Annotated in this window: 19 protein-coding genes; 16 read left to right on the top strand and 3 right to left on the bottom strand. The window is 60.2% G+C overall.

Annotated elements, in window-relative coordinates; translation table 11 throughout:
• Positions 1-110 precede the first annotated feature (110 nt).
• Positions 111-581 carry an Lrp/AsnC family transcriptional regulator gene (locus LOY70_RS28460; protein ID WP_025216035.1) on the top strand — a complete coding sequence of 157 codons (471 nt, stop codon included), beginning with the start codon at positions 111-113 and terminating at the stop codon, positions 579-581.
• A gap of 125 nt (positions 582-706) precedes the next feature.
• On the opposite strand, the gene LOY70_RS28455 is transcribed toward LOY70_RS28460, so the two are convergent.
• Positions 707-2,074: an inorganic triphosphatase gene (locus LOY70_RS28455; RefSeq protein WP_265038221.1), complete on the bottom strand. Its 1,368-nt coding sequence runs from the start codon at positions 2,072-2,074 to the stop codon at positions 707-709.
• Between the two features lie 158 nt (positions 2,075-2,232).
• Here LOY70_RS28455 and argE point away from each other — a divergent pair, with 158 nt between their 5' ends.
• The 12 genes from argE (at position 2,233) to LOY70_RS28395 (ending at position 14,295) form a co-directional block, all read left to right on the top strand.
• On the top strand, positions 2,233-3,390 hold the full coding sequence (argE, locus tag LOY70_RS28450; RefSeq protein ID WP_025216033.1) for an acetylornithine deacetylase: 1,158 nt from the start codon (positions 2,233-2,235) through the stop codon (positions 3,388-3,390).
• Between the two features lie 133 nt (positions 3,391-3,523).
• A complete protein-coding gene (argA, locus tag LOY70_RS28445) occupies positions 3,524-4,822 on the top strand; it encodes an amino-acid N-acetyltransferase (protein WP_265031953.1) in 1,299 nt (432 codons plus the stop codon).
• Positions 4,823-5,291: 469 nt separating this feature from the next.
• A complete protein-coding gene (locus tag LOY70_RS28440) occupies positions 5,292-6,674 on the top strand; it encodes an OprD family porin (protein ID WP_265031952.1) in 1,383 nt (460 codons plus the stop codon).
• 290 nt (positions 6,675-6,964) lie between these two features.
• Positions 6,965-7,603, top strand: coding sequence for a peroxiredoxin (locus tag LOY70_RS28435; protein ID WP_025216030.1), 639 nt, complete (start codon positions 6,965-6,967; stop codon positions 7,601-7,603).
• 305 nt (positions 7,604-7,908) lie between these two features.
• Positions 7,909-8,502 carry an NADPH-dependent FMN reductase gene (ssuE, locus tag LOY70_RS28430; RefSeq protein ID WP_265031950.1) on the top strand — a complete coding sequence of 198 codons (594 nt, stop codon included), beginning with the start codon at positions 7,909-7,911 and terminating at the stop codon, positions 8,500-8,502.
• Between the two features lie 90 nt (positions 8,503-8,592).
• On the top strand, positions 8,593-9,558 hold the full coding sequence (locus LOY70_RS28425) for a sulfonate ABC transporter substrate-binding protein (protein ID WP_265031949.1): 966 nt from the start codon (positions 8,593-8,595) through the stop codon (positions 9,556-9,558).
• Between the two features lie 24 nt (positions 9,559-9,582).
• Complete coding sequence (ssuD, locus tag LOY70_RS28420; protein ID WP_025216027.1) at positions 9,583-10,731, top strand: FMNH2-dependent alkanesulfonate monooxygenase; 1,149 nt, start codon at positions 9,583-9,585, stop codon at positions 10,729-10,731.
• Between the two features lie 7 nt (positions 10,732-10,738).
• Complete coding sequence (ssuC, locus tag LOY70_RS28415; RefSeq protein WP_053126375.1) at positions 10,739-11,521, top strand: aliphatic sulfonate ABC transporter permease SsuC; 783 nt, start codon at positions 10,739-10,741, stop codon at positions 11,519-11,521.
• Positions 11,518-12,324 (top strand): aliphatic sulfonates ABC transporter ATP-binding protein, encoded by an 807-nt coding sequence (gene ssuB / locus LOY70_RS28410; RefSeq protein WP_265031945.1) that lies wholly within the window; start codon positions 11,518-11,520, stop codon positions 12,322-12,324. Before ssuC ends, ssuB begins: the two co-directional genes overlap by 4 nt.
• 25 nt (positions 12,325-12,349) lie before the next feature.
• The gene (locus tag LOY70_RS28405; RefSeq protein WP_003177394.1) at positions 12,350-12,565 is read left to right on the top strand and encodes a TOBE domain-containing protein; all 216 of its coding nucleotides are present in this window, start codon (positions 12,350-12,352) and stop codon (positions 12,563-12,565) included.
• A gap of 198 nt (positions 12,566-12,763) precedes the next feature.
• Entirely contained in the window at positions 12,764-13,081 is a 318-nt protein-coding gene (locus tag LOY70_RS28400) for a transcriptional regulator (protein WP_265031939.1), read from the top strand.
• A complete protein-coding gene (locus LOY70_RS28395; RefSeq protein WP_265031937.1) occupies positions 13,081-14,295 on the top strand; it encodes a type II toxin-antitoxin system HipA family toxin in 1,215 nt (404 codons plus the stop codon). The genes LOY70_RS28400 and LOY70_RS28395 overlap by 1 nt, the downstream gene beginning before the upstream one ends.
• 8 nt (positions 14,296-14,303) lie before the next feature.
• On the opposite strand, the gene LOY70_RS28390 is transcribed toward LOY70_RS28395, so the two are convergent.
• Together LOY70_RS28390 and LOY70_RS28385 are read right to left on the bottom strand one after the other, a co-directional pair.
• Positions 14,304-14,939 (bottom strand): TetR/AcrR family transcriptional regulator, encoded by a 636-nt coding sequence (locus LOY70_RS28390; RefSeq protein ID WP_123343615.1) that lies wholly within the window; start codon positions 14,937-14,939, stop codon positions 14,304-14,306.
• 286 nt (positions 14,940-15,225) lie between these two features.
• The gene (locus tag LOY70_RS28385; protein WP_265031936.1) at positions 15,226-16,602 is read right to left on the bottom strand and encodes a glutamine synthetase family protein; all 1,377 of its coding nucleotides are present in this window, start codon (positions 16,600-16,602) and stop codon (positions 15,226-15,228) included.
• A gap of 278 nt (positions 16,603-16,880) precedes the next feature.
• Here LOY70_RS28385 and LOY70_RS28380 point away from each other — a divergent pair, with 278 nt between their 5' ends.
• The 3 genes from LOY70_RS28380 to LOY70_RS28370 are packed head-to-tail and all read left to right on the top strand — an operon-like array spanning position 16,881 to position 20,480.
• Positions 16,881-17,657: a gamma-glutamyl-gamma-aminobutyrate hydrolase family protein gene (locus tag LOY70_RS28380; protein ID WP_265031935.1), complete on the top strand. Its 777-nt coding sequence runs from the start codon at positions 16,881-16,883 to the stop codon at positions 17,655-17,657.
• Between the two features lie 40 nt (positions 17,658-17,697).
• Positions 17,698-19,056 carry a glutamine synthetase family protein gene (locus LOY70_RS28375; RefSeq protein ID WP_265031933.1) on the top strand — a complete coding sequence of 453 codons (1,359 nt, stop codon included), beginning with the start codon at positions 17,698-17,700 and terminating at the stop codon, positions 19,054-19,056.
• Between the two features lie 59 nt (positions 19,057-19,115).
• A complete protein-coding gene (locus LOY70_RS28370) occupies positions 19,116-20,480 on the top strand; it encodes an aspartate aminotransferase family protein (RefSeq protein ID WP_123343618.1) in 1,365 nt (454 codons plus the stop codon).
• Positions 20,481-20,511: the final 31 nt, after the last annotated feature.

The raw sequence follows: 20,511 nt of genomic DNA, 5'->3' as shown, positions 1-20,511 counted from the left end.
TTCGGGAGAAATATTTACATGCGGTACGGGGTATTTCTTATCTAAGATGAACGCTTTGGCCGGTCTGGCGAATTGTATGATTCCGTCATCGGGCTATTTGAGGTTTATCAATGCAGAGCGAACTGGATCACTACGACCGCAAGATACTGGCGCTGCTGCAAGAGGACGCTTCGTTGTCCAGCGCGCAGATCGCCGAACAGGTGGGGTTGTCCCAATCGCCGTGCTGGCGACGGATTCAGCGGATGAAGGAGGAGGGCATCATTCGCGGCCAGGTGACGTTGCTGGACCGCAAGAAAATCGGCCTCAATACGCAGATCTTCGCCGAAATCAAACTCAACGCCCACGGCCGGTCGAACTTCACCGAATTCACCGAGGCGATTCGTGGTTTCCCCGAAGTGTTGGAGTGTTACGTGCTGATGGGGTCGGTGGATTTTTTGTTGCGCATTGTCACGGCGGACATCGAGGCTTATGAGCGGTTTTTTTTCGAAAAGCTGTCGATGGTGCCGGGGATTCAGGAAGTGAACTCAATCGTGGCGCTTTCGGAGATCAAGTCGACGACGAGTTTGCCGGTGGTGCGTTGAGTTCTGTGGAGGATGTGCTGGCCCCATCGCGAGCAAGCTCGCTCCCACAGTTGATCTTCAGCGGTCACAAGATGTGATTACAACGCTGAACCCCTGTGGGGGCGAGCTTGCTCGCGATGGCGGCATCACAGGCGCAGCAAAGTCTTCCAGGCCCGATTCTGATACACCGCAATCGCCTGCTGCTTGCGCGCATCCAGGATTTCGTCGGTGATCGGTGCGTTCGCCAGGTGCGTCAGTTTGTTCAGCTCGCCATAGAGGCGATCCATTTCCGGGATCTCCAGCACATGGCGGGCATGGTGCAGCCAGGCCTGGATGCGTTCGATGCGCGGCAGTTGCTCGGCCAGGTCTTCCGGCTGTTGCTGATAGCGCTGCAATTGCAGGGACGAGGATTCTTCGCCCAGCAGGCGCGGCAGCCAGCTGCCCAGTTGCGCTGCGCCCTGGCGGTTGCCACGGGTGTTGCGCTCGGTGGCCCAGCTACGGGCCAGCAGCCAGCGTGAAGTATTGAGGGAGAACAGGCCCCAGCGCGGGTCCTGCAGTTCCTCGAGAAACTGTTCCGGCGCCGCCTTGCGCACGTCTTCGTCGTCCAGGCCAGCCTGGACCAGCGGGCGCCAGTCTTCCAGCAATGCGTCCAGGGCGATGCGCAAGTCATGGGTCGATTGGCGCGGTGCGGCCTGGCCGAGGCTGCTGAGCAGGGCGCGCAGTTCGGCGAGGTTCTCCACCCAATCCTGCAGCAGGCGCCAGTGGCCGTTGAAACGATATTGTTCGGCCAGGCGTTGGCTGCTGCCGAGCAAATGCCAGCTCAGCGCGGCGAAGGCGTCATCCAGCGGCGTTTCGGCGGTCAACTGCGGGGCCGGCAGGCTCAAGGCATAACTGCCCGCGTCGTGCAGGCGATAGCCGCGTTCGGCCTTGCTGATGTCGCAAGGCATTAAAGGCAGGGTTACGGCCAGTTCGGCGGCCAATTCCAGCAGGGCGGCGGGCTCGCCTTCACGCAGCTCCAGCTCCAGTTCGCAGATTTCTTCCTTCTGCTTGCCGACCACGACATAGCCCAGGTCCAGCGCGGCTTCGATCACCACCTTGCTCTTGCCACGACCCCAGGCGATTTCGGCGCGTTCGCGGACGAAATCGGTGGTGAAGATGGCCTTGAGGGTTTTCTTGTCCAGGTCGGCCAATGCCTCGGGCCAGCATTCGCCGTCGAGTTTTTTCAGGTCGAGCTTGGCTTTGGGCAGGTGCCAGTCGTACTCGTTGCGCTCGGACAGGCCGGCGATGCTCTGGCCGCGGGTCTTGAGGGTCTGGATCACCTCTTCACCGTCGCGACGCAGGCGCAGGGCGACCTTGGCCCGGGCCAGGTCACGCTCTGGGGTGTCGAAATACTGGTTCATCAGTTCATGGCGTTCCCAGCCACTTTTGTTGCGTTTTTTCAGCAGCGGGTGCTCGCGCAGGGCTGCCAGGGTCTCGCGGCTGACGCGGAGTTTGATTTCGGTTTCTTTCTGCATGGCCGGAAAATCCAGGGATCGGGTGTGCAGCCGGGGGAAGGTGTGGCTGCCAAGGCCGTGCAGTGTACAGGACTCGCTCATCCTACGCGCCGCGACGGTTTATTCCTTGCGCCGGATGGTTCTATGATGGACGTCAATTTGTAAGCCCGGAGTCAGCGATGCCTTTGCCGTCCATGAAAGATCAGTTCGCTGCCCTGATCGCCGCGCCTTCGGTCAGCTGTACCCAGCCTGGGCTGGACCAATCCAACAGTGCCGTGATCGAACTGCTGGCGGGTTGGCTCGGCGACCTTGGGTTCTCCTGCGATATCCAGCAGGTCAGCCCCGGAAAATTCAACCTGCTGGCCAGTTTCGGCAGCGGTCCCGGTGGCCTGGTGTTGGCCGGGCACAGCGACACGGTGCCGTTCGACGGTGCGTTGTGGCAGACCGATCCGCTGAAACTCACCGAGGTTGATGGCCGCTGGGTGGGCCTGGGCAGTTGCGACATGAAAGGTTTTTTCGCCTTGGCCATCGAAGCGGTCAAGCCCTTGCTGGACCAGCCGTTCAAGCAGCCGCTGCTGATCCTCGCCACTTGCGACGAAGAGAGCTCCATGGCCGGCGCCCGGGCCCTGGCCGATGCCGGACGGCCATTGGGGCGCGCCGCCGTCATTGGCGAGCCGACCGGCCTCAGGCCGATTCGCCTGCATAAAGGCGTGATGATGGAGCGCATTGATATTCTCGGGCGCAGCGGCCATTCCTCTGATCCGAGCCTGGGCCACAGCGCCCTCGAAGCCATGCACGATGCCATGGGCGAACTGCGCGGCCTGCGCCTGCAATGGCAGCGTGAATTCCGCAACCCGCAGTTCACCGTGCCACAACCGACCCTGAACTTCGGCTGCATCCACGGTGGTGACAATCCCAATCGGATCTGCGGCCAGTGCTCCATGGAATTCGACCTGCGCCCCCTGCCGGGCATGGACCCGCAAGTGCTGCGGGCGGCGATCCAGCAAAAGCTCAACCCCATCGCCGAGCGGCACAAGGTCAAGATTGACTATGCGCCGCTGTTCCCCGAGGTGCCGCCGTTCGAGCAGGCCGAGGACTGTGAACTGGTGCGCGTGGCCGAGCGACTCACGGGGCATCGTGCCGAAGCAGTGGCGTTCGGCACCGAAGCGCCTTATCTTCAGCGCCTTGGCTGCGAAACCCTGGTACTCGGTCCTGGCGATATCGCCTGCGCCCACCAACCGGGCGAGTACCTTGAAATGTCACGTTTGCAACCTACCGTGCAATTACTGCGGCAGTTGATCGGGCATTACTGCCTGACGCCGGCCACGGCCGGTTAAATTGCCCCCGTCCGGGCCCGTATTCATGAGGAGAGCGCGCGTGTCGCCAAGCCTGTTCCGACGATAACCACCAGCCTGCTGTGCGTTCTGTGTCGTCTTTATTTCGGCTGTTATTTATTACAGGTCCAGGTTCATGCCCGAATACGTCAATTGGCTTCGTCACGCTTCGCCCTACATCAACGCCCACCGCGACTGCACCTTTATCGTCATGCTGCCCGGCGACGGGGTGGAGCATCCTAACTTCGGCAACATCGTCCATGACCTGGTGCTCTTGCACAGCCTTGGCGTGCGCCTGGTGCTGGTCCATGGCTCGCGCCCGCAGATCGAAACACGCCTCGCCGCGCGGGGCCTGACGCCGCATTACCACCACGGTATGCGCATCACCGATGCCGCGACCCTCGAGTGCGTGATCGATGCGGTCGGCCAGTTGCGCATCGCCATCGAGGCCCGCCTGTCCATGGACATGGCGTCCTCTCCGATGCAGGGTTCGCGGCTGCGCGTCGCCAGTGGCAACCTCGTCACCGCGCGGCCCATTGGCGTGCTGGAAGGCGTGGATTATCACCACACCGGCGAAGTCCGCCGGGTCGATCGCAAAGGCATCAATCGGCTGCTGGATGAGCGTTCCATCGTGCTGCTGTCGCCATTGGGTTATTCGCCCACCGGGGAGATTTTCAACCTCGCCTGCGAAGACGTCGCCACCCGGGCGGCCATCGACCTGGCCGCCGACAAGCTGCTGCTGTTCGGCAGCGAGCAAGGGTTGATCGGCGAAGACGGCAGGCTGGTGCGCGAGTTGCGCCCGCAACAGGTGCCGGCCCATATACAGCGCCTGGGCAACGACTATCAGGCTGAGCTGCTGGATGCGGCGGCCCAGGCCTGTCGTGGCGGTGTGGCCCGCAGCCATATCGTCAGTTACGTCGAAAACGGTGCGCTGTTGGCCGAGCTGTTCACCCGCGATGGCAGCGGTACGCTGGTGGCCCAGGAACAATTCGAAGTCGTACGCGAAGCGGCCATCGAAGACGTCGGCGGTTTGCTCGACCTGATCAGCCCGCTGGAAGAGCAGGGAATTCTGGTGCGTCGCTCCCGCGAAGTGCTGGAACGCGAGATCGAACAGTTCAGCGTGGTCGAGCGCGAGGGCATGATCATCGCCTGCGCGGCGCTGTACCAGATCGCCGATTCGGATGCCGGCGAGCTGGCCTGCCTGGCGGTGAATCCGGAATACCGCCACGGCGGGCGCGGCGACGAACTGCTGGAGCGGATCGAAACCCGGGCCCGCGCCCAAGGGCTCAAGACGCTGTTCGTACTGACGACTCGGACTGCCCACTGGTTCCGCGAACGCGGTTTCGAGCCCAGCAGCGTCGACCGTCTGCCGGCAGCGCGGGCGTCGCTCTACAACTATCAGCGTAATTCGAAGATCTTCGAAAAAGCCCTGTAGAGCCCGGCCTGAACCTTTGCATGGACCGCGACCTTCTTGATTTCAGACAATGAGTAGCTAGTCTGGAACGCTCAAGATCGCGGCATGCGCGAGCCGTCGTGATCAGGATCGAAGCCATTGGAGGCGCCGGAGCCTATTTCGCCGCAGGATGAGCGGACCTCGCAAAGCCCGACAAAATACCATTCAGTAATCCTCGACATCGCCGATAAGCCTTGTCACGGCTTGATGACGCTTTGATGGCAACCATATGTCAAAATGAGCTGAAAACTAATGAAACAATTCTTTTTGGATTTATAGAGAATCCATTATCCTGCGGGCCGATGTAGCGGAGTTAGACCTTGGTCGTAGTCACAAATGGTTACGATTGACTTGTCAGTCACGGTCTGGCGCTAATCGCGCATCTGCGGATTCCGGACGATCGATCCAGGAACCAAAGAACACAAGAATTAGAAAACGAGAGGAGCGAAGCATGAACAAGTCCACCTTGGCACTGGCCGTGGCCGTTGGGGTTTTGGCGCAGCAAGCAGGCGCCGCCGGTTTTATTGAAGACAGCAAGGCTACCTTGGGTCTGCGTAACTTCTACATCAATACGGATAACCGTGATTCCGACACCAATGCGCCTCGTAACAAGGCTAACGGCGTACAAGGCAAGACCGAAGAATGGGGCCAGGGTTTTGATCTGCGCTTCACTTCCGGCTACACCCAGGGCACCGTTGGTTTCGGTATCGATGCCATTGGCTTGCTGGGTATCAAGCTGGATTCGGGTGGTGGTACCAACGGCGCCACTTCGACTTCCTACGGTGGCACGGTTTTCCCAAGCGAATCCAACGGCAAGGCAGTGGATAACTTCTCCAGCCTGGGCTTGACCGCCAAGGCCAAGATTTCCCAGACCGAACTGAAATTGGGCACCCTGCAGCCAAAACTGCCTGTAATCGTGACCAACGATGGTCGTCTGTTGCCACAAACTTTCCAGGGCGGCCAGATCACCTCGGGTGAGATCAAGGACCTGACACTGGTAGGTGGCCAGATCGAGCACGCCAAGGGCCGTAACTCCAGCAACAACGAGGAGTTGTCGATCGCTGGTGCCAACGCTCACACCTCTGCCGGTCGTGACAGCAACAAGTTCATCTACGGTGGTGGTGACTATAAGATCACCAAGGACCTGACTGCCCAGTACTACTACGGTAACCTGGAAGACTTCTACAAGCAGCACTTCCTGGGTCTGGTCCATAGCTGGGCCATCGGTCCTGGTGTTCTGAAGTCCGACCTGCGTTACTTCCACAGCACCAATGATGGCGCCAATGGTCACGATTCGGCGTACTACACCACAGGTGACTACGGTACTGGCATCACCCGCGGTAAAGTCGACAACGACCTCTATAGCGGCCTGTTCCTCTACACTGTGGCCGGTCACACCTTCGGTGGTGGCTATCAGGTCAGTAACGGCGACAGCGATTTCCCTTGGCTGAATCAGGGTGACGGTTCTTCGGCGTACCTGACCACCGACATGCAGATCGCCAAGTTCGCCCGTGCCGGTGAACGTACTTGGCAGGCTCGCTACTCGTATGACTTCGCCAAGCTGGGCGTGCCTGGCCTGACCGCCGGTGTCATCTATCTGCGTGGCGACAATGTCGACACCACCGGCCGTGTAGGCGTGGCCCAGACCAACCTGTCGGCTACTGGCCGCTCGGAATGGGAACGTGACATCACCGTCGGCTACGTCGTACCGGAAGGTCCGCTGAAGAACGTTGGCGTGATGTGGAAAAACGCCACCTGGCGCAACGACATCCCAGGTCAGCGCGACCAGGATGAAAACCGCCTGATCGTCAGCTACTCGCTGCCGCTGCTGTAAGCAACGCGCTCGCGTGACGAAAAAAAGCCCCGCCCGGCAACACGCCGGGCGGGGCTTTTGCGTTTTCGAGTCAGGCCCACCCCTGTAGCCCTCCCCGAAACTCCTCCTCTTTCAGCAACTCGAGGCCTTCTCGAACCTCGCTGACGATCTTGGGCCGGTATGCGAAATGGCGCCAGTGAACAGTTTTTTATATTCGTTAAAGATATAGATAAATGGATATTTATTCTTTTTAAAACAGCCGAAACCGGTGCAAAGTTGGGCTCACAACAACCCCATCCAGGAGCTGCACCATGAGCCTCAGACTCGGCGACATCGCCCCCGACTTCGAACAGGATTCCAGCGCGGGCAAGATCCGCTTCCACGAATGGCTCGGTGACAGCTGGGGCGTGTTGTTTTCCCACCCGGCGGACTTCACTCCGGTGTGCACTACCGAACTGGGGTTCACCGCCAAGCTCAAGGATGAGTTCGCCAAGCGCGGGGTCAAGGCCATTGCGCTTTCGGTGGACCCGGTGGATTCGCACCACAAATGGATCGAGGACATCAACGAGACCCAGGGCACCGTCGTCAATTTCCCGATCCTGGCCGACGCCGACCGCAAGGTTTCTGATCTGTACGACCTGATCCACCCTAACGCCAGCGACACCTTGACTGTGCGCTCGTTGTTCGTGATTGACCCGAACAAGAAGGTTCGCCTGACCATCACGTACCCGGCCAGCACCGGGCGCAATTTCAACGAAATCCTGCGGGTGATCGATTCCTTGCAATTGACCGATAACTACAAAGTTGCCACCCCGGCCAACTGGCAGGACGGTGATGAAGTGGTGATCGTGCCGTCGCTCAAGGATGAAGAGGAACTCAAACAGCGCTTCCCCAAAGGCTATCGCGCCGTGAAGCCCTACCTGCGCCTCACCCCGCAGCCCAACCGCTGACACAACACCTGAACCTGTGGGAGCGAGCTAGCTCGCGATAGCGTCGGATCTGCCAGCGTCGATGTCGACGGATACACCGCTATCGCGAGCAAGCTCGCTCCCACAGGTTGGGCTTTCTGTGCACCAAGGGTTTTGGCCGTTCCGACGGCCTTTTTTTTGCCTTGGAAAAGCCAATCACATATCTCTGTATCGTATAAGTAAATGAATAAATATGATTTAAAGATATATAAATCCCCTGTTATGGTTGGCCCCATACAGCGAGATCGCCCACCGCGAATCGCACGTGACATTAAGGAATGCTTGGCATGTTGGTCGTCTCACTCGGTGGCAGTCCCAGCCAACGCTCCCGTTCCGGAGTGCTACTGGAGCGCTCGCAGCGCTGGTTGCAGCAGCAAGGTGTGGAAGTGGTGAGCTATCAGGTGCGCGATTTCCCGGCCGAGGATCTGCTCCATGCTCGCTTCGACAGCCCGAAGGTGGTCGACCTGCTCCAGCAGATCGAAAATGCCGACGGCCTGCTGATCGCCACACCGGTCTACAAGGCGTCTTTTTCCGGTGCGCTGAAGACCGTGCTGGATTTGCTGCCCGAACGCGCCTTGGCCCACAAGGTGGTACTGCCCATGGCCACCGGCGGCAGCATCGCCCACATGCTGGCGGTGGATTACGCCCTCAAGCCGGTGCTGTCGGCGCTCAAGGCCCAGGAAATGCTCCACGGTATTTTTGCCGAGGACAGTCAGATCGCTTACGGCGAAGGCAACGCCCAAGCGCAATTGGCGCCGGCCCTGCAACAACGCCTGGACGAAGCCCTGGAGCAGTTTTTCAGCGCCATGGCTCGTCGCCCAAGGCCATTGGATCCTGGCCTGTTGAACGAACGTTTGTTGAGTGCTCGCTGGAGCATTTGAACCCGCTAATCCCTGATTCAACTCACCTTACTCAGCCGCCAACGGCCAAGCAGGTGCAGCCAAAACCCCACAGCAAAAAGGAGAGGCGCCATGCGCACTGTCATTTTGCGTCGCGGGCTGGTCGCTCTGTTTGCTGCGGCTGTGTCCTTCGGCGTCGTTACCCAGGCTCAAGCCGAAACCTTGCGGATCGGTTATCAGAAATACGGCACCCTGGTGCTGCTCAAGGCCAAGGGCACCCTGGAAAAACGCCTGGCTGCCCAAGGCGTGGACGTGCAATGGACCGAATTCCCCGGTGGCCCGCAACTGCTTGAAGGCCTGAACGTCGGTTCCATCGACTTCGGTGTGACCGGTGAAACCCCGCCGGTGTTCGCCCAGGCGGCGGGTGCCGATCTGCTCTACGTTGCCTACGAACCGCCAGCGCCCGCCAGCGAGGCCATCCTGGTGCCCAAGGGTTCGCCCATCCAGTCGGTGCAAGACCTCAAAGGCAAGAAAGTCGTGCTGAACAAAGGCTCCAACGTTCACTACCTACTGGTGCGAGCGCTGGAAGATGCCGGCCTGAAATACTCCGATATCCAGACGGTTTTCCTGCCGCCGGCCGACGCCCGCGCCGCGTTCGAGCGTGGCAGTGTCGATGCCTGGGTGATCTGGGATCCGTACCAGGCTGCCGCCGAACAGCAATTGCAGGCGCGCACCCTGCGTGACGGCAAGGGCATCGTCGACAACCACCAGTTCTACCTCGCGACCAAACCCTATGCGCAAAAAAATCCCCAGGTCATCACGACGCTGGTGGAGGAAGTGCGCGCGGTGGGCGAGTGGTCCAAGGCCAACCCTGACGACGTGACCAAACAGGTCTCGCCGCTGCTCGGCTTGCCCGCCGACATCACCCTGACGTCGGTGAAACGCCAAGGCTACGGGGCGTTGTTCCTCACGCCGGAAGTGGTGGCGGCGCAGCAGAAAATCGCCGACAGCTTCTACCAGCTCAAATTGATTCCCAAGCCCTTGAGCATCAAGGACGTGATATGGACACCGCCGGCGGCCGTTGCGACCGCGCAGTAATTCGATTCCTTAGGAGACCACTCCATGAGCCTCAATATTTTCTGGTTCCTGCCCACCCACGGTGACGGCCATTACCTTGGCACCGCCGAAGGCGCCCGCGCCGTCGACCACGGCTACTTGCAGCAGATCGCCCAGGCGGCGGATCGACTGGGTTTTGGTGGCGTGCTGATCCCCACCGGGCGTTCTTGCGAGGACTCCTGGCTGGTGGCCGCTTCGTTGATTCCCGTGACCCAGCGCCTGAAGTTTCTCGTCGCTCTGCGCCCCGGGATCATTTCCCCGACGGTGGCGGCGCGTCAGGCCGCGACTCTCGACCGGTTGTCCGGCGGGCGGGCGTTGTTCAACCTGGTGACCGGCGGTGACCCGGATGAACTGGCCGGCGATGGCCTGTTTCTCGACCACGAGCAACGCTATCAGGCATCGGTGGAATTCACCCGCATCTGGCGCCGGGTGTTGGAAGGCGAAACCGTGGATTACGACGGTGAACACATCAGTGTGAAGGGCGCCAAACTGCTCTATCCGCCGATCCAGCAACCGCGTCCGCCGCTGTATTTCGGCGGCTCGTCGGAAGCTGCCCAGGACTTGGCGGCCGAACAGGTGGAAATGGTATTGACCTGGGGCGAGCCGCCCGCGGCCGTTGCGGAAAAAATCGCCCAGGTGCGGGCCAAGGCGGCGAAGCTCGGGCGTACCGTGCGCTTCGGCATCCGCCTGCATGTGATCGTGCGTGAAACCAACGCCGAAGCCTGGCAAGCGGCCAACCGGCTGATCTCCCATCTGGACGACGAAACCATTGCCCGGGCCCAGGCCTCCCTGGCCCGCTTCGATTCGGTGGGCCAGCAGCGCATGGCCGCCTTGCACGGCGGCAGTCGTGACAAGCTGGAAGTCAGCCCCAACCTTTGGGCCGGTGTCGGCCTGGTTCGTGGTGGTGCCGGTACGGCGCTGGTGGGCGATGGGCCGACCGTGGCGGCGCGGGTCAAGGAATACGCTGAACTGGGGATCGACACTTTTATCTTCTCCGGTTATCCACACCTGGAAGAGTCTTACCGTGTGGCGGAGCTGCTGTTTCCGCACCTGGACGTGGAGCGCCCGGAACTGCCGAAAAGCCAGGGTTATGTGAGCCCGTTCGGTGAAATGGTCGCCAACGACATCCTGCCCAAAGCCGCGTCCCAGAGCTGAGGCGGCCATGAAGAAAATCATCCACAACCTCGCGCCCTGGGCGGTGCCGCTGCTGTTGCTGGCGGTCTGGCAACTGTCGGTGTCGGCGGGCTGGTTATCCACGCGGATCCTGCCGGCGCCCGTGGCGGTGATCGAAGCCGGGGTGAGCCTGGTGCGCAGCGGCGAGATCTGGACGCACCTGGCCATCAGCGGCTGGCGGGCAGCGGTCGGCTTTCTGATCGGCGGCGGCATCGGCCTGGCCTTGGGCTTTATCACCGGCCTGTCGAAATGGGGTGAGCGCCTGCTGGACAGTTCGGTGCAAATGGTCCGCAACGTCCCGCACCTGGCGTTGATTCCGCTGGTGATCCTGTGGTTCGGCATCGACGAGTCGGCGAAGATTTTCCTGGTGGCGCTGGGCACGTTGTTCCCGATCTACCTCAACACCTACCACGGGATCCGCAACGTCGACCCGGCACTGGTGGAAATGTCCCGCAGCTACGGCTTGTCCGGTTTCAGCCTGTTTCGCCAAGTGATCCTGCCGGGCGCCTTGCCTTCGATCCTGGTGGGCGTGCGCTTTGCCCTGGGCTTCATGTGGCTGACGCTGATCGTCGCGGAAACCATTTCCGCCAGCTCCGGCATCGGTTACCTGGCAATGAATGCCCGGGAGTTTTTGCAGACCGATGTGGTGGTGCTGGCGATTCTTCTCTATGCCGTACTGGGCAAATTGGCCGATCTTGCCGCCCGTGGACTTGAGCGGGTGTGGCTGCGCTGGCATCCGGCGTATCAAGTGAACAAGGGAGGTGCCGCATGACCGCCCAACAACCTCCGCGCCTGCTGCGAGGCATTCCGCTGGCGGTGCGCAAGCTGCAAAAGACCTTCGGCTCGCGCCAGGTGCTGCGGGAGATCGACCTGCATATCCCGGCCGGGCAGTTCGTGGCCGTGGTCGGTCGCAGCGGCTGCGGCAAAAGTACTTTGCTGCGCTTGTTGGCTGGCCTCGACCAGCCCACCGGCGGCCAGCTGTTGGCCGGCTCGGCGTCATTGAGCGATGCACGGGAAGACACGCGGCTGATGTTCCAGGAAGCACGTTTGCTGCCCTGGAAAAAAAACATCGACAACGTCGGCCTCGGCCTCAAGGGCAACTGGCGGCCGCAAGCGTTGCAGGCACTGGAAGCGGTGGGCCTGGCCGAGCGTGCCCATGAGTGGCCGGCGGCGCTGTCCGGCGGACAGAAACAACGGGTGGCCCTGGCTCGTGCCTTGATCCATCAACCGCGCCTGCTGTTGCTCGACGAGCCCTTGGGAGCGCTGGACGCCCTGACCCGCATCGAGATGCAGCAATTGATCGAACGCCTATGGCAGCAACACGGTTTTACCGTGCTGCTGGTAACCCATGACGTCAGCGAAGCCGTGGCGATCGCCGATAGGGTAATCCTGATCGAGGACGGCCAGATCGGCCTCGACCTGTCCATCGACCTGCCACGTCCACGGATTCGCGGCTCTCATCGCCTGGCGACCCTGGAAACCGAAGTCCTCAACCGCGTGCTGTCCTTGCCCGGCCAACCGCCGGAACCCGAACCCGTTTCACCCTTGCCTACGCAATTGCGCTGGGCTCAATAATTTCATCCAGACAGGAATCAACACCATGACTATCAAAGCCATCAACGTACGTAACCAGTTCAAAGGCACCATCAAGGAAATCGTCGAAGGCGACGTGCTGTCGGAAATCGACGTGCAAACCGCCTCCGGCATCGTCACCTCGGTCATCACCACCCGCTCGGTGAAGGAGCTGGAGCTGGCCATTGGCAGCGAAGTGATCGCCTTCGTGAAATCCACCGAAGTGTCTATCGCCAAGTTGTGAGCGATGGTTCACCCACAGCCCCGGACGGCGTAAGCCTTTCGGGGCTTTTTTTGGTTGTTAAGCGGTATTTAAATGCGCTTTATTTAATTTAAGGCGCTTTATAGTGCTGCTTATGTGCGATTTATTTATTGAGGTTTCATATTTAAGGGGTGCTATAGTGCGTTTTATCTAAGCCTTAGCAGCCTCAGAACGCCTCTTATGAACGAGTTTTTTCCTATCGAATGCGCCGACAGTCTCCTGGCGATTGGCTCTCTCGTCAAAAATCGGCGCCTGCAAAATCGGCAACGACAAAAGGATCTGGCGGCCTCGCTGGCCATTTCCGAAAGAACCGTGCGCAAGATCGAGGCTGGGGACCCTTCCGTGGAACTGCGTTCGTTCATGCTGGTTCTATGGCAACTAGGGCTGACCCAAGAAGTTTTCCAGAGCCGCCAACAGATTGAAGTGTCGTCCCTCGCTTCGGCTCAAGCATCACGAAACGCTCGTGTGCGATTGGCCAGCGCCAAAGGGGATTTCTGATGTCACGCGCCTACATCTATATGGAAGACCCCGAAAGTACAGAAATTCTCACATTAGGCCGATTGAGCATCGACAACGGTCGAGGTGAGTTTGTTTATGATCCCGATTATGTGGCCAGCCACAAATGGGTGCCTGATCCCATCCGCTATCCGTTGCGTGCGCAACCTTTTACGGGTATCACCACTAATCGTGGAGTGCCCGGCTTCATCCACGACGCAATGCCCGATGGTTGGGGCGAGCGGGTTCTGCAAGATCTTCATCGTACGGATCTGAGCGCTGTCGATTACTTGCTCAAATCACCTAACAATGATCGCGCCGGTAACCTGATGGCGGGAGCGACCCGGCATCCGCCCCCAGGCATCGGCCAGGAAGCACTGCCTTCCCTGAAAGGTCTGGCTGCATTTATTGAAGCCACTGAAGCCATTTTCGATAACCAACTCGATGATGAGGCGATCAGAACCCTCAAGTTGCGCAGGCAGCGGTCCTCCCTTGGTGGGGCCAGACCCAAGCGGACGTTGCAGGATGAAGGCGTGTTGATTCTCGCCAAGCCGCGTGACCGCTACGACAGTTGCGATATTCCGGCATTGGAGCATGCGTGCATGACATTTGCGGCGCTCAAAGGGCTGAACGTTGCGAAAACTGCGCTATATGTCGGCACGCCATCGACACTGCTGGTGAAACGTTTCGATCGGTTTCCGTTGGCCGAGGCCGCTCGTCGCATACCGATGCTGAGCGCGCTGACATTGCTGGATGCCGATTGGCGTTCCAATGATCACAGCGCCTGGGTATATGCCGGGATCGCCAACGAGATGAAGCGACGCGGGGTTCCGGACGAAGACCTGCATGAACTGTTCAAGCGCATGTGTTTTAACGCTTTGGTGGGTAATGACGATGATCATCCCAAAAATCACGCCATCCTCTGGCTCAAAGGGCGCTGGCGACTGGCGCCGATGTATGACGTAGTGCCGGGCCTCGACGGGTCGTCACCGCCTAATCTCTCAATGGCGGTCGGCAGGCATGGGCGAATGATCACGCGAGAAAACCTGCTGAGTCACTGCGCACACTTTGCCTTGACGCTTGAGCAGGCGGCCGATGCTTTGGATGAAGTGATCAGTTGGGAGGCCGAGCTCGGCGAGCACTACGCAAGCCTGCTGGGAGGCGTCGAGTTGGAGTTGGCCATTGCCGCCATGGGAGCCTATCGCATGAAGAGCTGATCAGCCCATCAGACGACTTCACGCTTGGGCAAATACGGCGGCAGGTACAATCCCAGGTAGGCATCGAACACCCGCATGCCTTCTTCGGCCATGCGTGGGGTGATCTGGCCGTGCTGCTGTATCGAGCGGGCGTAGACGCGGTCACCCAGTTCCATGGCCAGGGCGAACACATCGACGTCGCCAGGCAGGGGCGGCAGGGCGAAATGGTGGTCGAACACCTTGTGCATCAAGTCACTCAGCTCGAGGTCGTGTTGGCGGTCGGCCTGGGTGACTTCGGTCAGGCCGTGCTGGGCCAGGATCAGTTGGCGAGCGGCGGCATCCTGGTTGTAGACGGCGAGCATGCGCTGTTCCACCAGCCGTGACAGGTCGTGCCAATGGTTCAGCGCTGCATGATCGATCGGTGCTTGCAGGCCAGCGCGAAAGGCGGCGTGGACGTCGGCGGTCAGGGCTTCGAGCAGGGCCGGGACGCTGGCGAAGAAGTGGTACACGGAGGAGGGCGGGATCCCGGCGCGCTCGGCGACACTGTAGATCGACAGGCTGGCCACGCCTTCGGCCGCAAGCAGCGTACGGGCGGCATCGAGAATGGTGTCGATCCGGGCCTGGCTGCGTGCGCGGGGTTTGCGAGGGGTGGCGATGCGCGTCATGGATGTCTCCTGCGGGGCTGGCGGGCATTGTACGCAGAGCGGGCGGATGGTCCATAGCCAGGTCTTGTGGTGAGGATTTCCTGTGGCGAGGGGATTTATCCCCGCTGGGGTGCGTAGCGCCCCTGAAACCAGCCGCCTCGTTGTGTCAGGCAGGACTCCATTTGGTCGGGTTGGGGCTGCTACGCAGCCCAGCGGGGATAAATCCCCTCGCCACAATGGTCAGTGAGCGCCCATAAAAAACGCCGCAGCCCTTTAGGGCCGCGGCGTTTTTCTTTACAGCAACCGCTTACACGGTATGCAGGTACCAGTTGTACTCAAGGTCGGAGATGGAGTGTTCGAACTCCTCCAGCTCACTTTCCTTGCAGGCCACGAAGATATCGATGTATTTCGGATCGATGTACTTGGCCATGACTTCGCTGTCGTCCAATTCACGCAGGGCATCGCGCAAGTTGTTCGGCAGGCTTTGCTCGTTCTGCTCGTAGCTGTTGCCTTCCACCGGCGCACCGGGCTCGATCTTGTTGACCAGGCCATGGTGCACGCCCGCCAGCACTGCTGCCATCAGCAGGTACGGGTTGGCGTCGGCGCCGGCCACACGGTGTTCCAGGCGTACGGCATCGGCGGAGCCGGTGGGCACGCGCAGGGCCACGGTGCGGTTGTCCAGGCCCCAGGTCGGCGAGTTCGGCACGTAGAACTGAGCGCCGAAACGACGGTAGGAGTTGACGTTCGGGCAGAGGAAAGCCATCTGCGCCGGTAGGGTCTCGAGCACACCGCCGATCGCGTGACGCAGTGCGGCGTTCTGCTCGGGATCCTCGCTGGCAAAGATATTCTTGCCTTCTTTATCCAGAATCGAAATGTGGACGTGCAACCCATTGCCCGCCTGGCCCGGATACGGCTTGGCCATGAAGGTGGTGTCCATTTCATGGTCGTAGGCGATGTTCTTGATCAGGCGCTTGAGCAGTACCGCGTAGTCGCAGGCCTTGATCGGGTCGGCCACGTGGTGCAGGTTCACTTCGAACTGCGCCGGGGCACTTTCCTTGACGATGGCATCGGCGGGAATGCCTTGCTCCTTGGCCCCTTCCAGAATGTCCTGGAGGCAATCGACATATTCGTCGAGGTCGTCGATCAGGTAGACCTGGGTCGAGTGTGGGCGTTTGCCGGAGATCGGCGAGCGGGGCGGTTGTGGGCGTCCATTCACGTTCTCCTGGTCGATCAGGTAGAACTCAAGCTCGAACGCGGCGCAGATGGTCAGGCCCAGTTCATCGAACTTGGTCACGACTTGGCGTAGGACTTCGCGAGGATCGGCGAAGAAAGGTTCACCTTCGAGTTCGTGCATGGTCATCAACAGTTGCGCAGTGGGGCGCTTCTGCCAGGGTTCATTGCACAGGGTGTCAGGGATTGGATAACAGATTCGGTCTGCGTCGCCGATGTCCAGGCCCAGGCCGGTGCTTTCCACCGTCGAGCCATTGATATCCAGAGCAAATAAAGAGGCCGGCAGGTTGATGCCTTTCTCGTAAACCTTGTGGAGGCTGGTGCGTTCGATGCGCTTGCCGCGCACCACACCATTCATATCCGCAATTAGAAGGTCAACGTACAGAACCTCAGGATGTTCCTTAAGGAACGCGTTCGCTTCGTTAAGCTGAACGGCACGCGGGGGTACCGACATGATGCAACACCTTTGTTGTTAAAAATATCAATCATTGAACTCTTCGAAAGCCAGTCAACCCGAACGGCATGCCGAAGTCAAGCAGGGCCTTTTTTGCCCTAAAAAAGCACCTGCAGGGCTTTTTTGAGGCAATTTAGGGCGTTTTTTCCCCTTTGGCGGGCTTGGCGCCCGCAGGCTTGAGCGGGCCGTGTTGTATTTTTTACGGGGGTGTTGTGTAAAAAAATGAACAAGGCTAAGCTCGATTAAAACCCATAACAGCAATAATACCGGGGTGCTTCATGTCTCGCCTGCCGTTAATCGGCGTCACCACCTGCTCCAAGCAGATCGGTCTGCATGCTTATCACATCAGTGGCGATAAATATTCCCGGGCTGTCGCAACAGCCGCCAAGGGCTTGCCAATGATGATCCCGTCCCTGGCGGATCTGTTCTCGCCGTCCGATATTCTGGACGCCCTGGACGGCATTCTCTTTACCGGCTCTCCTTCTAATGTAGAACCTTTTCACTACCAGGGCCCCGCCAGCGCGCCGGGCACTGCCCATGATCCTGCACGGGACGCCACCACCCTGCCGCTGATCCGCGCCGCTGTCGAGGCGGGCGTGCCGGTGCTGGGCATCTGCCGGGGGTTCCAGGAAATGAACGTAGCCTTTGGCGGCAGCCTTCACCAAAAAGTTCATGAAGTCGGAACCTTCATCGACCATCGTGAAGACGACACACAATCAGTGGACATTCAGTACGGCCCGGCTCACCCCATGCATATCCAGCCGGGCGGCGTCCTCGCGAGCCTGGGCTTGCCGCCGGTGATTGACGTCAACTCGATCCACGGCCAGGGTATCGAGCGCCTGGCGCCCGGCCTGCGGGCCGAAGCACTGGCACCGGACGGCCTGATCGAGGCGGTCTCGGTGATACAAGGCAAGGCTTTTGCTTTAGGTGTGCAGTGGCACCCTGAATGGGAGGTAAGCTCGAATCCGTACTACCTTGCGATTTTCCAGGCATTTGGCGATGCCTGCCGAGCAAGGGCAACACAACGCGACGCCGATGCGTCAACTAACGCCTGACTACTAATAGCAGCCAGGAAACTCACGCCTAGAGGCATTTATGAGTAACAACCTCGACCAGCTCACCGATTGGTTGAAAGACCATAAGATCACAGAAGTCGAATGCATGATTGGCGACCTGACCGGCATTACCCGGGGCAAGATCTCGCCGACCAACAAGTTCATTGCCGAAAAAGGCATGCGGCTGCCCGAGAGCGTTCTGCTCCAGACCGTTACGGGCGATTACGTCGAAGACGACATCTATTACGAACTGCTCGATCCGGCCGACATCGACATGATCTGCCGCCCGGACGAAAACGCCGTGTTCCTTGTGCCCTGGGCCATCGAGCCCACGGCTCAGGTTATCCACGACGCCTACGACAAGCAGGGCAACCCCATCGAGCTGTCGCCGCGCAACGTGCTCAAGAAGGTGCTCAAGCTCTACGCCGACAAGGGCTGGCAGCCGATCGTCGCGCCGGAAATGGAGTTCTACCTGACCAAACGCAGCGACGACCCCGATTTCCCGCTGCAACCGCCCATTGGTCGCTCCGGCCGCCCGGAAACCGGTCGCCAGTCTTTCTCGATCGAAGCGGCCAACGAATTCGACCCGCTGTTCGAAGACGTCTATGACTGGTGCGAATTGCAGGAACTGGACCTCGATACCTTGATCCACGAGGACGGCACGGCGCAGATGGAAATCAACTTCCGTCACGGCGACGCCTTGTCCCTGGCCGACCAGATCCTGGTGTTCAAGCGCACCATGCGCGAGGCGGCGCTCAAGCACAACGTGGCCGCCACCTTCATGGCCAAGCCCATGACCGGCGAGCCCGGCAGCGCCATGCACCTGCACCAGAGCATCATCGACAAAGAAACCGGCAAGAACGTCTTCTCCAACGAAGACGGGACCATGAGCGAGCTGTTCCTGCACCATATCGGCGGTTTGCAGAAATTCATCCCCGAGCTGTTGCCGCTGTTCGCTCCCAACGTCAACTCGTTCCGCCGCTTCCTGCCCGACACCTCGGCGCCGGTGAACGTGGAGTGGGGCGAAGAGAACCGCACCGTGGGCCTGCGGGTTCCGGATGCCGGACCGCAGAACCGCCGGGTGGAAAACCGCCTGCCGGGCGCCGACGCCAACCCGTACCTGGCGATTGCCGCCAGCCTGTTGTGCGGCTACATCGGCATGGTCGAAGGCATCAACCCGAGCGCCCCTGTCGTGGGCCGAGGCTATGAGCGCCGCAACCTGCGCCTGCCGTTGACCATCGAAGATGCCCTCGAGCGCATGGAAAACAGCGCCACCATCGAGAAATACCTGGGCAAGAAATTCATCACGGGCTACGTCGCGGTCAAGCGGGCCGAGCATGAAAACTTCAAGCGCGTCATCAGTTCGTGGGAGCGGGAATTCCTGCTCTTTGCCGTCTGATGCGCCGGGCGACGCTGCTCCGGACAGCGTCGCCTCCACCGATATAAAGGAGAATTCGCATGACCCGCAACAACCCGAAAACCCGTGAATGGCAAGCCCTGAGCAACGATCATCACCTGGCGCCGTTCAGCGACTTCAAACAGCTCAAAGAGAAAGGCCCGCGCATCATCACCCACGCCAAGGGTGTCTACCTGTGGGACAGCGAAGGCAACAAGATCCTCGACGGCATGGCCGGCCTCTGGTGCGTGGCGGTCGGCTACGGCCGCGATGAGCTGGCCGATGCGGCCAGTCAACAGATGCGCGAACTGCCCTATTACAACCTGTTCTTCCAGACGGCCCACCCGCCGGTACTGGAACTGTCCAAAGCCATCGCCGATATCGCCCCTGAAGGCATGAACCATGTGTTCTTCACCGGTTCCGGCTCCGAGGGCAACGACACCATGTTGCGCATGGTCCGCCACTATTGGGCGATCAAGGGCCAGCCGAACAAGAAAGTCATCATCAGCCGCAAGAACGGTTATCACGGTTCGACCGTGGCCGGCGCGAGCCTGGGCGGCATGACTTACATGCACGAACAGGGTGACCTGCCGATCCCGGGCATTGTCCACATCGCCCAGCCTTACTGGTTCGGCGAAGGCGGCGACATGAGCCCCGAAGAGTTCGGCGTATGGGCGGCCAACCAGCTGGAAGAGAAAATCCTGGAGATCGGCGTGGACAACGTCGGTGCTTTCATCGCCGAGCCGATCCAGGGGGCGGGCGGGGTGATCGTGCCGCCGGACAGCTACTGGCCGCGCATGAAGGAAATCCTCGCCAAGTACGACATTCTGTTCGTGGCCGACGAAGTGATCTGTGGCTTCGGCCGCACCGGTGAGTGGTTCGGTACCGACCATTACGGGTTGAAACCGCACATGATGACCATCGCCAAGGGCCTGACTTCCGGCTACATCCCCATGGGTGGCCTGATTGTGCGCGACGACGTGGTCGCGGTGCTCAATGAGGGCGGTGATTTCAACCACGGCTTTACCTACTCCGGCCACCCGGTGGCTGCTGCGGTGGCCCTGGAAAACATCCGTATCCTGCGCGACGAGAAGATCATCGAGCGCGTCCACGGCGAAACGGCACCCTATTTGCAACAGCGTCTGCGGGAACTGAACGATCATCCGCTGGTGGGTGAAGTGCGCGGTGTCGGTTTGCTGGGGGCAATCGAACTGGTCCAGGACAAGGCCACGCGCAAACGCTACGAAGGCAAGGGCGTGGGCATGATCTGCCGGCAGTTCTGCTTCGATAACGGGCTGATCATGCGCGCGGTGGGTGACACCATGATCATTGCGCCGCCGCTGGTGATCAGCAAGGCCGAGATCGATGAATTGGTGACCAAGGCGCGTCAGTGCCTGGACCTGACCCTCAGTGCGTTGCAAGGCTAAGTGCTAGGCTCTGGACGAGGTACCTGCAAGG

The sequence above is a fragment of the Pseudomonas sp. B21-054 genome (assembly GCF_026016345.1).
GTDB lineage: Bacteria > Pseudomonadota > Gammaproteobacteria > Pseudomonadales > Pseudomonadaceae > Aquipseudomonas.
Note: the sequence above shows the minus strand (reverse complement) of the source record. Positions and strands in the feature narration are given on the sequence as shown.

Coding starts and splice junctions, on each gene's coding strand:
- LOY70_RS28460 (WP_025216035.1), top strand. CDS start 111: ATGCAGAGCGAACTGGATCACTACGACCGCAAGATACTGGCGCTGCTG.
- LOY70_RS28455 (WP_265038221.1), bottom strand. CDS start 2,074: ATGCAGAAAGAAACCGAAATCAAACTCCGCGTCAGCCGCGAGACCCTG.
- argE (WP_025216033.1), top strand. CDS start 2,233: ATGCCTTTGCCGTCCATGAAAGATCAGTTCGCTGCCCTGATCGCCGCG.
- argA (WP_265031953.1), top strand. CDS start 3,524: ATGCCCGAATACGTCAATTGGCTTCGTCACGCTTCGCCCTACATCAAC.
- LOY70_RS28440 (WP_265031952.1), top strand. CDS start 5,292: ATGAACAAGTCCACCTTGGCACTGGCCGTGGCCGTTGGGGTTTTGGCG.
- LOY70_RS28435 (WP_025216030.1), top strand. CDS start 6,965: ATGAGCCTCAGACTCGGCGACATCGCCCCCGACTTCGAACAGGATTCC.
- ssuE (WP_265031950.1), top strand. CDS start 7,909: ATGTTGGTCGTCTCACTCGGTGGCAGTCCCAGCCAACGCTCCCGTTCC.
- LOY70_RS28425 (WP_265031949.1), top strand. CDS start 8,593: ATGCGCACTGTCATTTTGCGTCGCGGGCTGGTCGCTCTGTTTGCTGCG.
- ssuD (WP_025216027.1), top strand. CDS start 9,583: ATGAGCCTCAATATTTTCTGGTTCCTGCCCACCCACGGTGACGGCCAT.
- ssuC (WP_053126375.1), top strand. CDS start 10,739: ATGAAGAAAATCATCCACAACCTCGCGCCCTGGGCGGTGCCGCTGCTG.
- ssuB (WP_265031945.1), top strand. CDS start 11,518: ATGACCGCCCAACAACCTCCGCGCCTGCTGCGAGGCATTCCGCTGGCG.
- LOY70_RS28405 (WP_003177394.1), top strand. CDS start 12,350: ATGACTATCAAAGCCATCAACGTACGTAACCAGTTCAAAGGCACCATC.
- LOY70_RS28400 (WP_265031939.1), top strand. CDS start 12,764: ATGAACGAGTTTTTTCCTATCGAATGCGCCGACAGTCTCCTGGCGATT.
- LOY70_RS28395 (WP_265031937.1), top strand. CDS start 13,081: ATGTCACGCGCCTACATCTATATGGAAGACCCCGAAAGTACAGAAATT.
- LOY70_RS28390 (WP_123343615.1), bottom strand. CDS start 14,939: ATGACGCGCATCGCCACCCCTCGCAAACCCCGCGCACGCAGCCAGGCC.
- LOY70_RS28385 (WP_265031936.1), bottom strand. CDS start 16,602: ATGTCGGTACCCCCGCGTGCCGTTCAGCTTAACGAAGCGAACGCGTTC.
- LOY70_RS28380 (WP_265031935.1), top strand. CDS start 16,881: ATGTCTCGCCTGCCGTTAATCGGCGTCACCACCTGCTCCAAGCAGATC.
- LOY70_RS28375 (WP_265031933.1), top strand. CDS start 17,698: ATGAGTAACAACCTCGACCAGCTCACCGATTGGTTGAAAGACCATAAG.
- LOY70_RS28370 (WP_123343618.1), top strand. CDS start 19,116: ATGACCCGCAACAACCCGAAAACCCGTGAATGGCAAGCCCTGAGCAAC.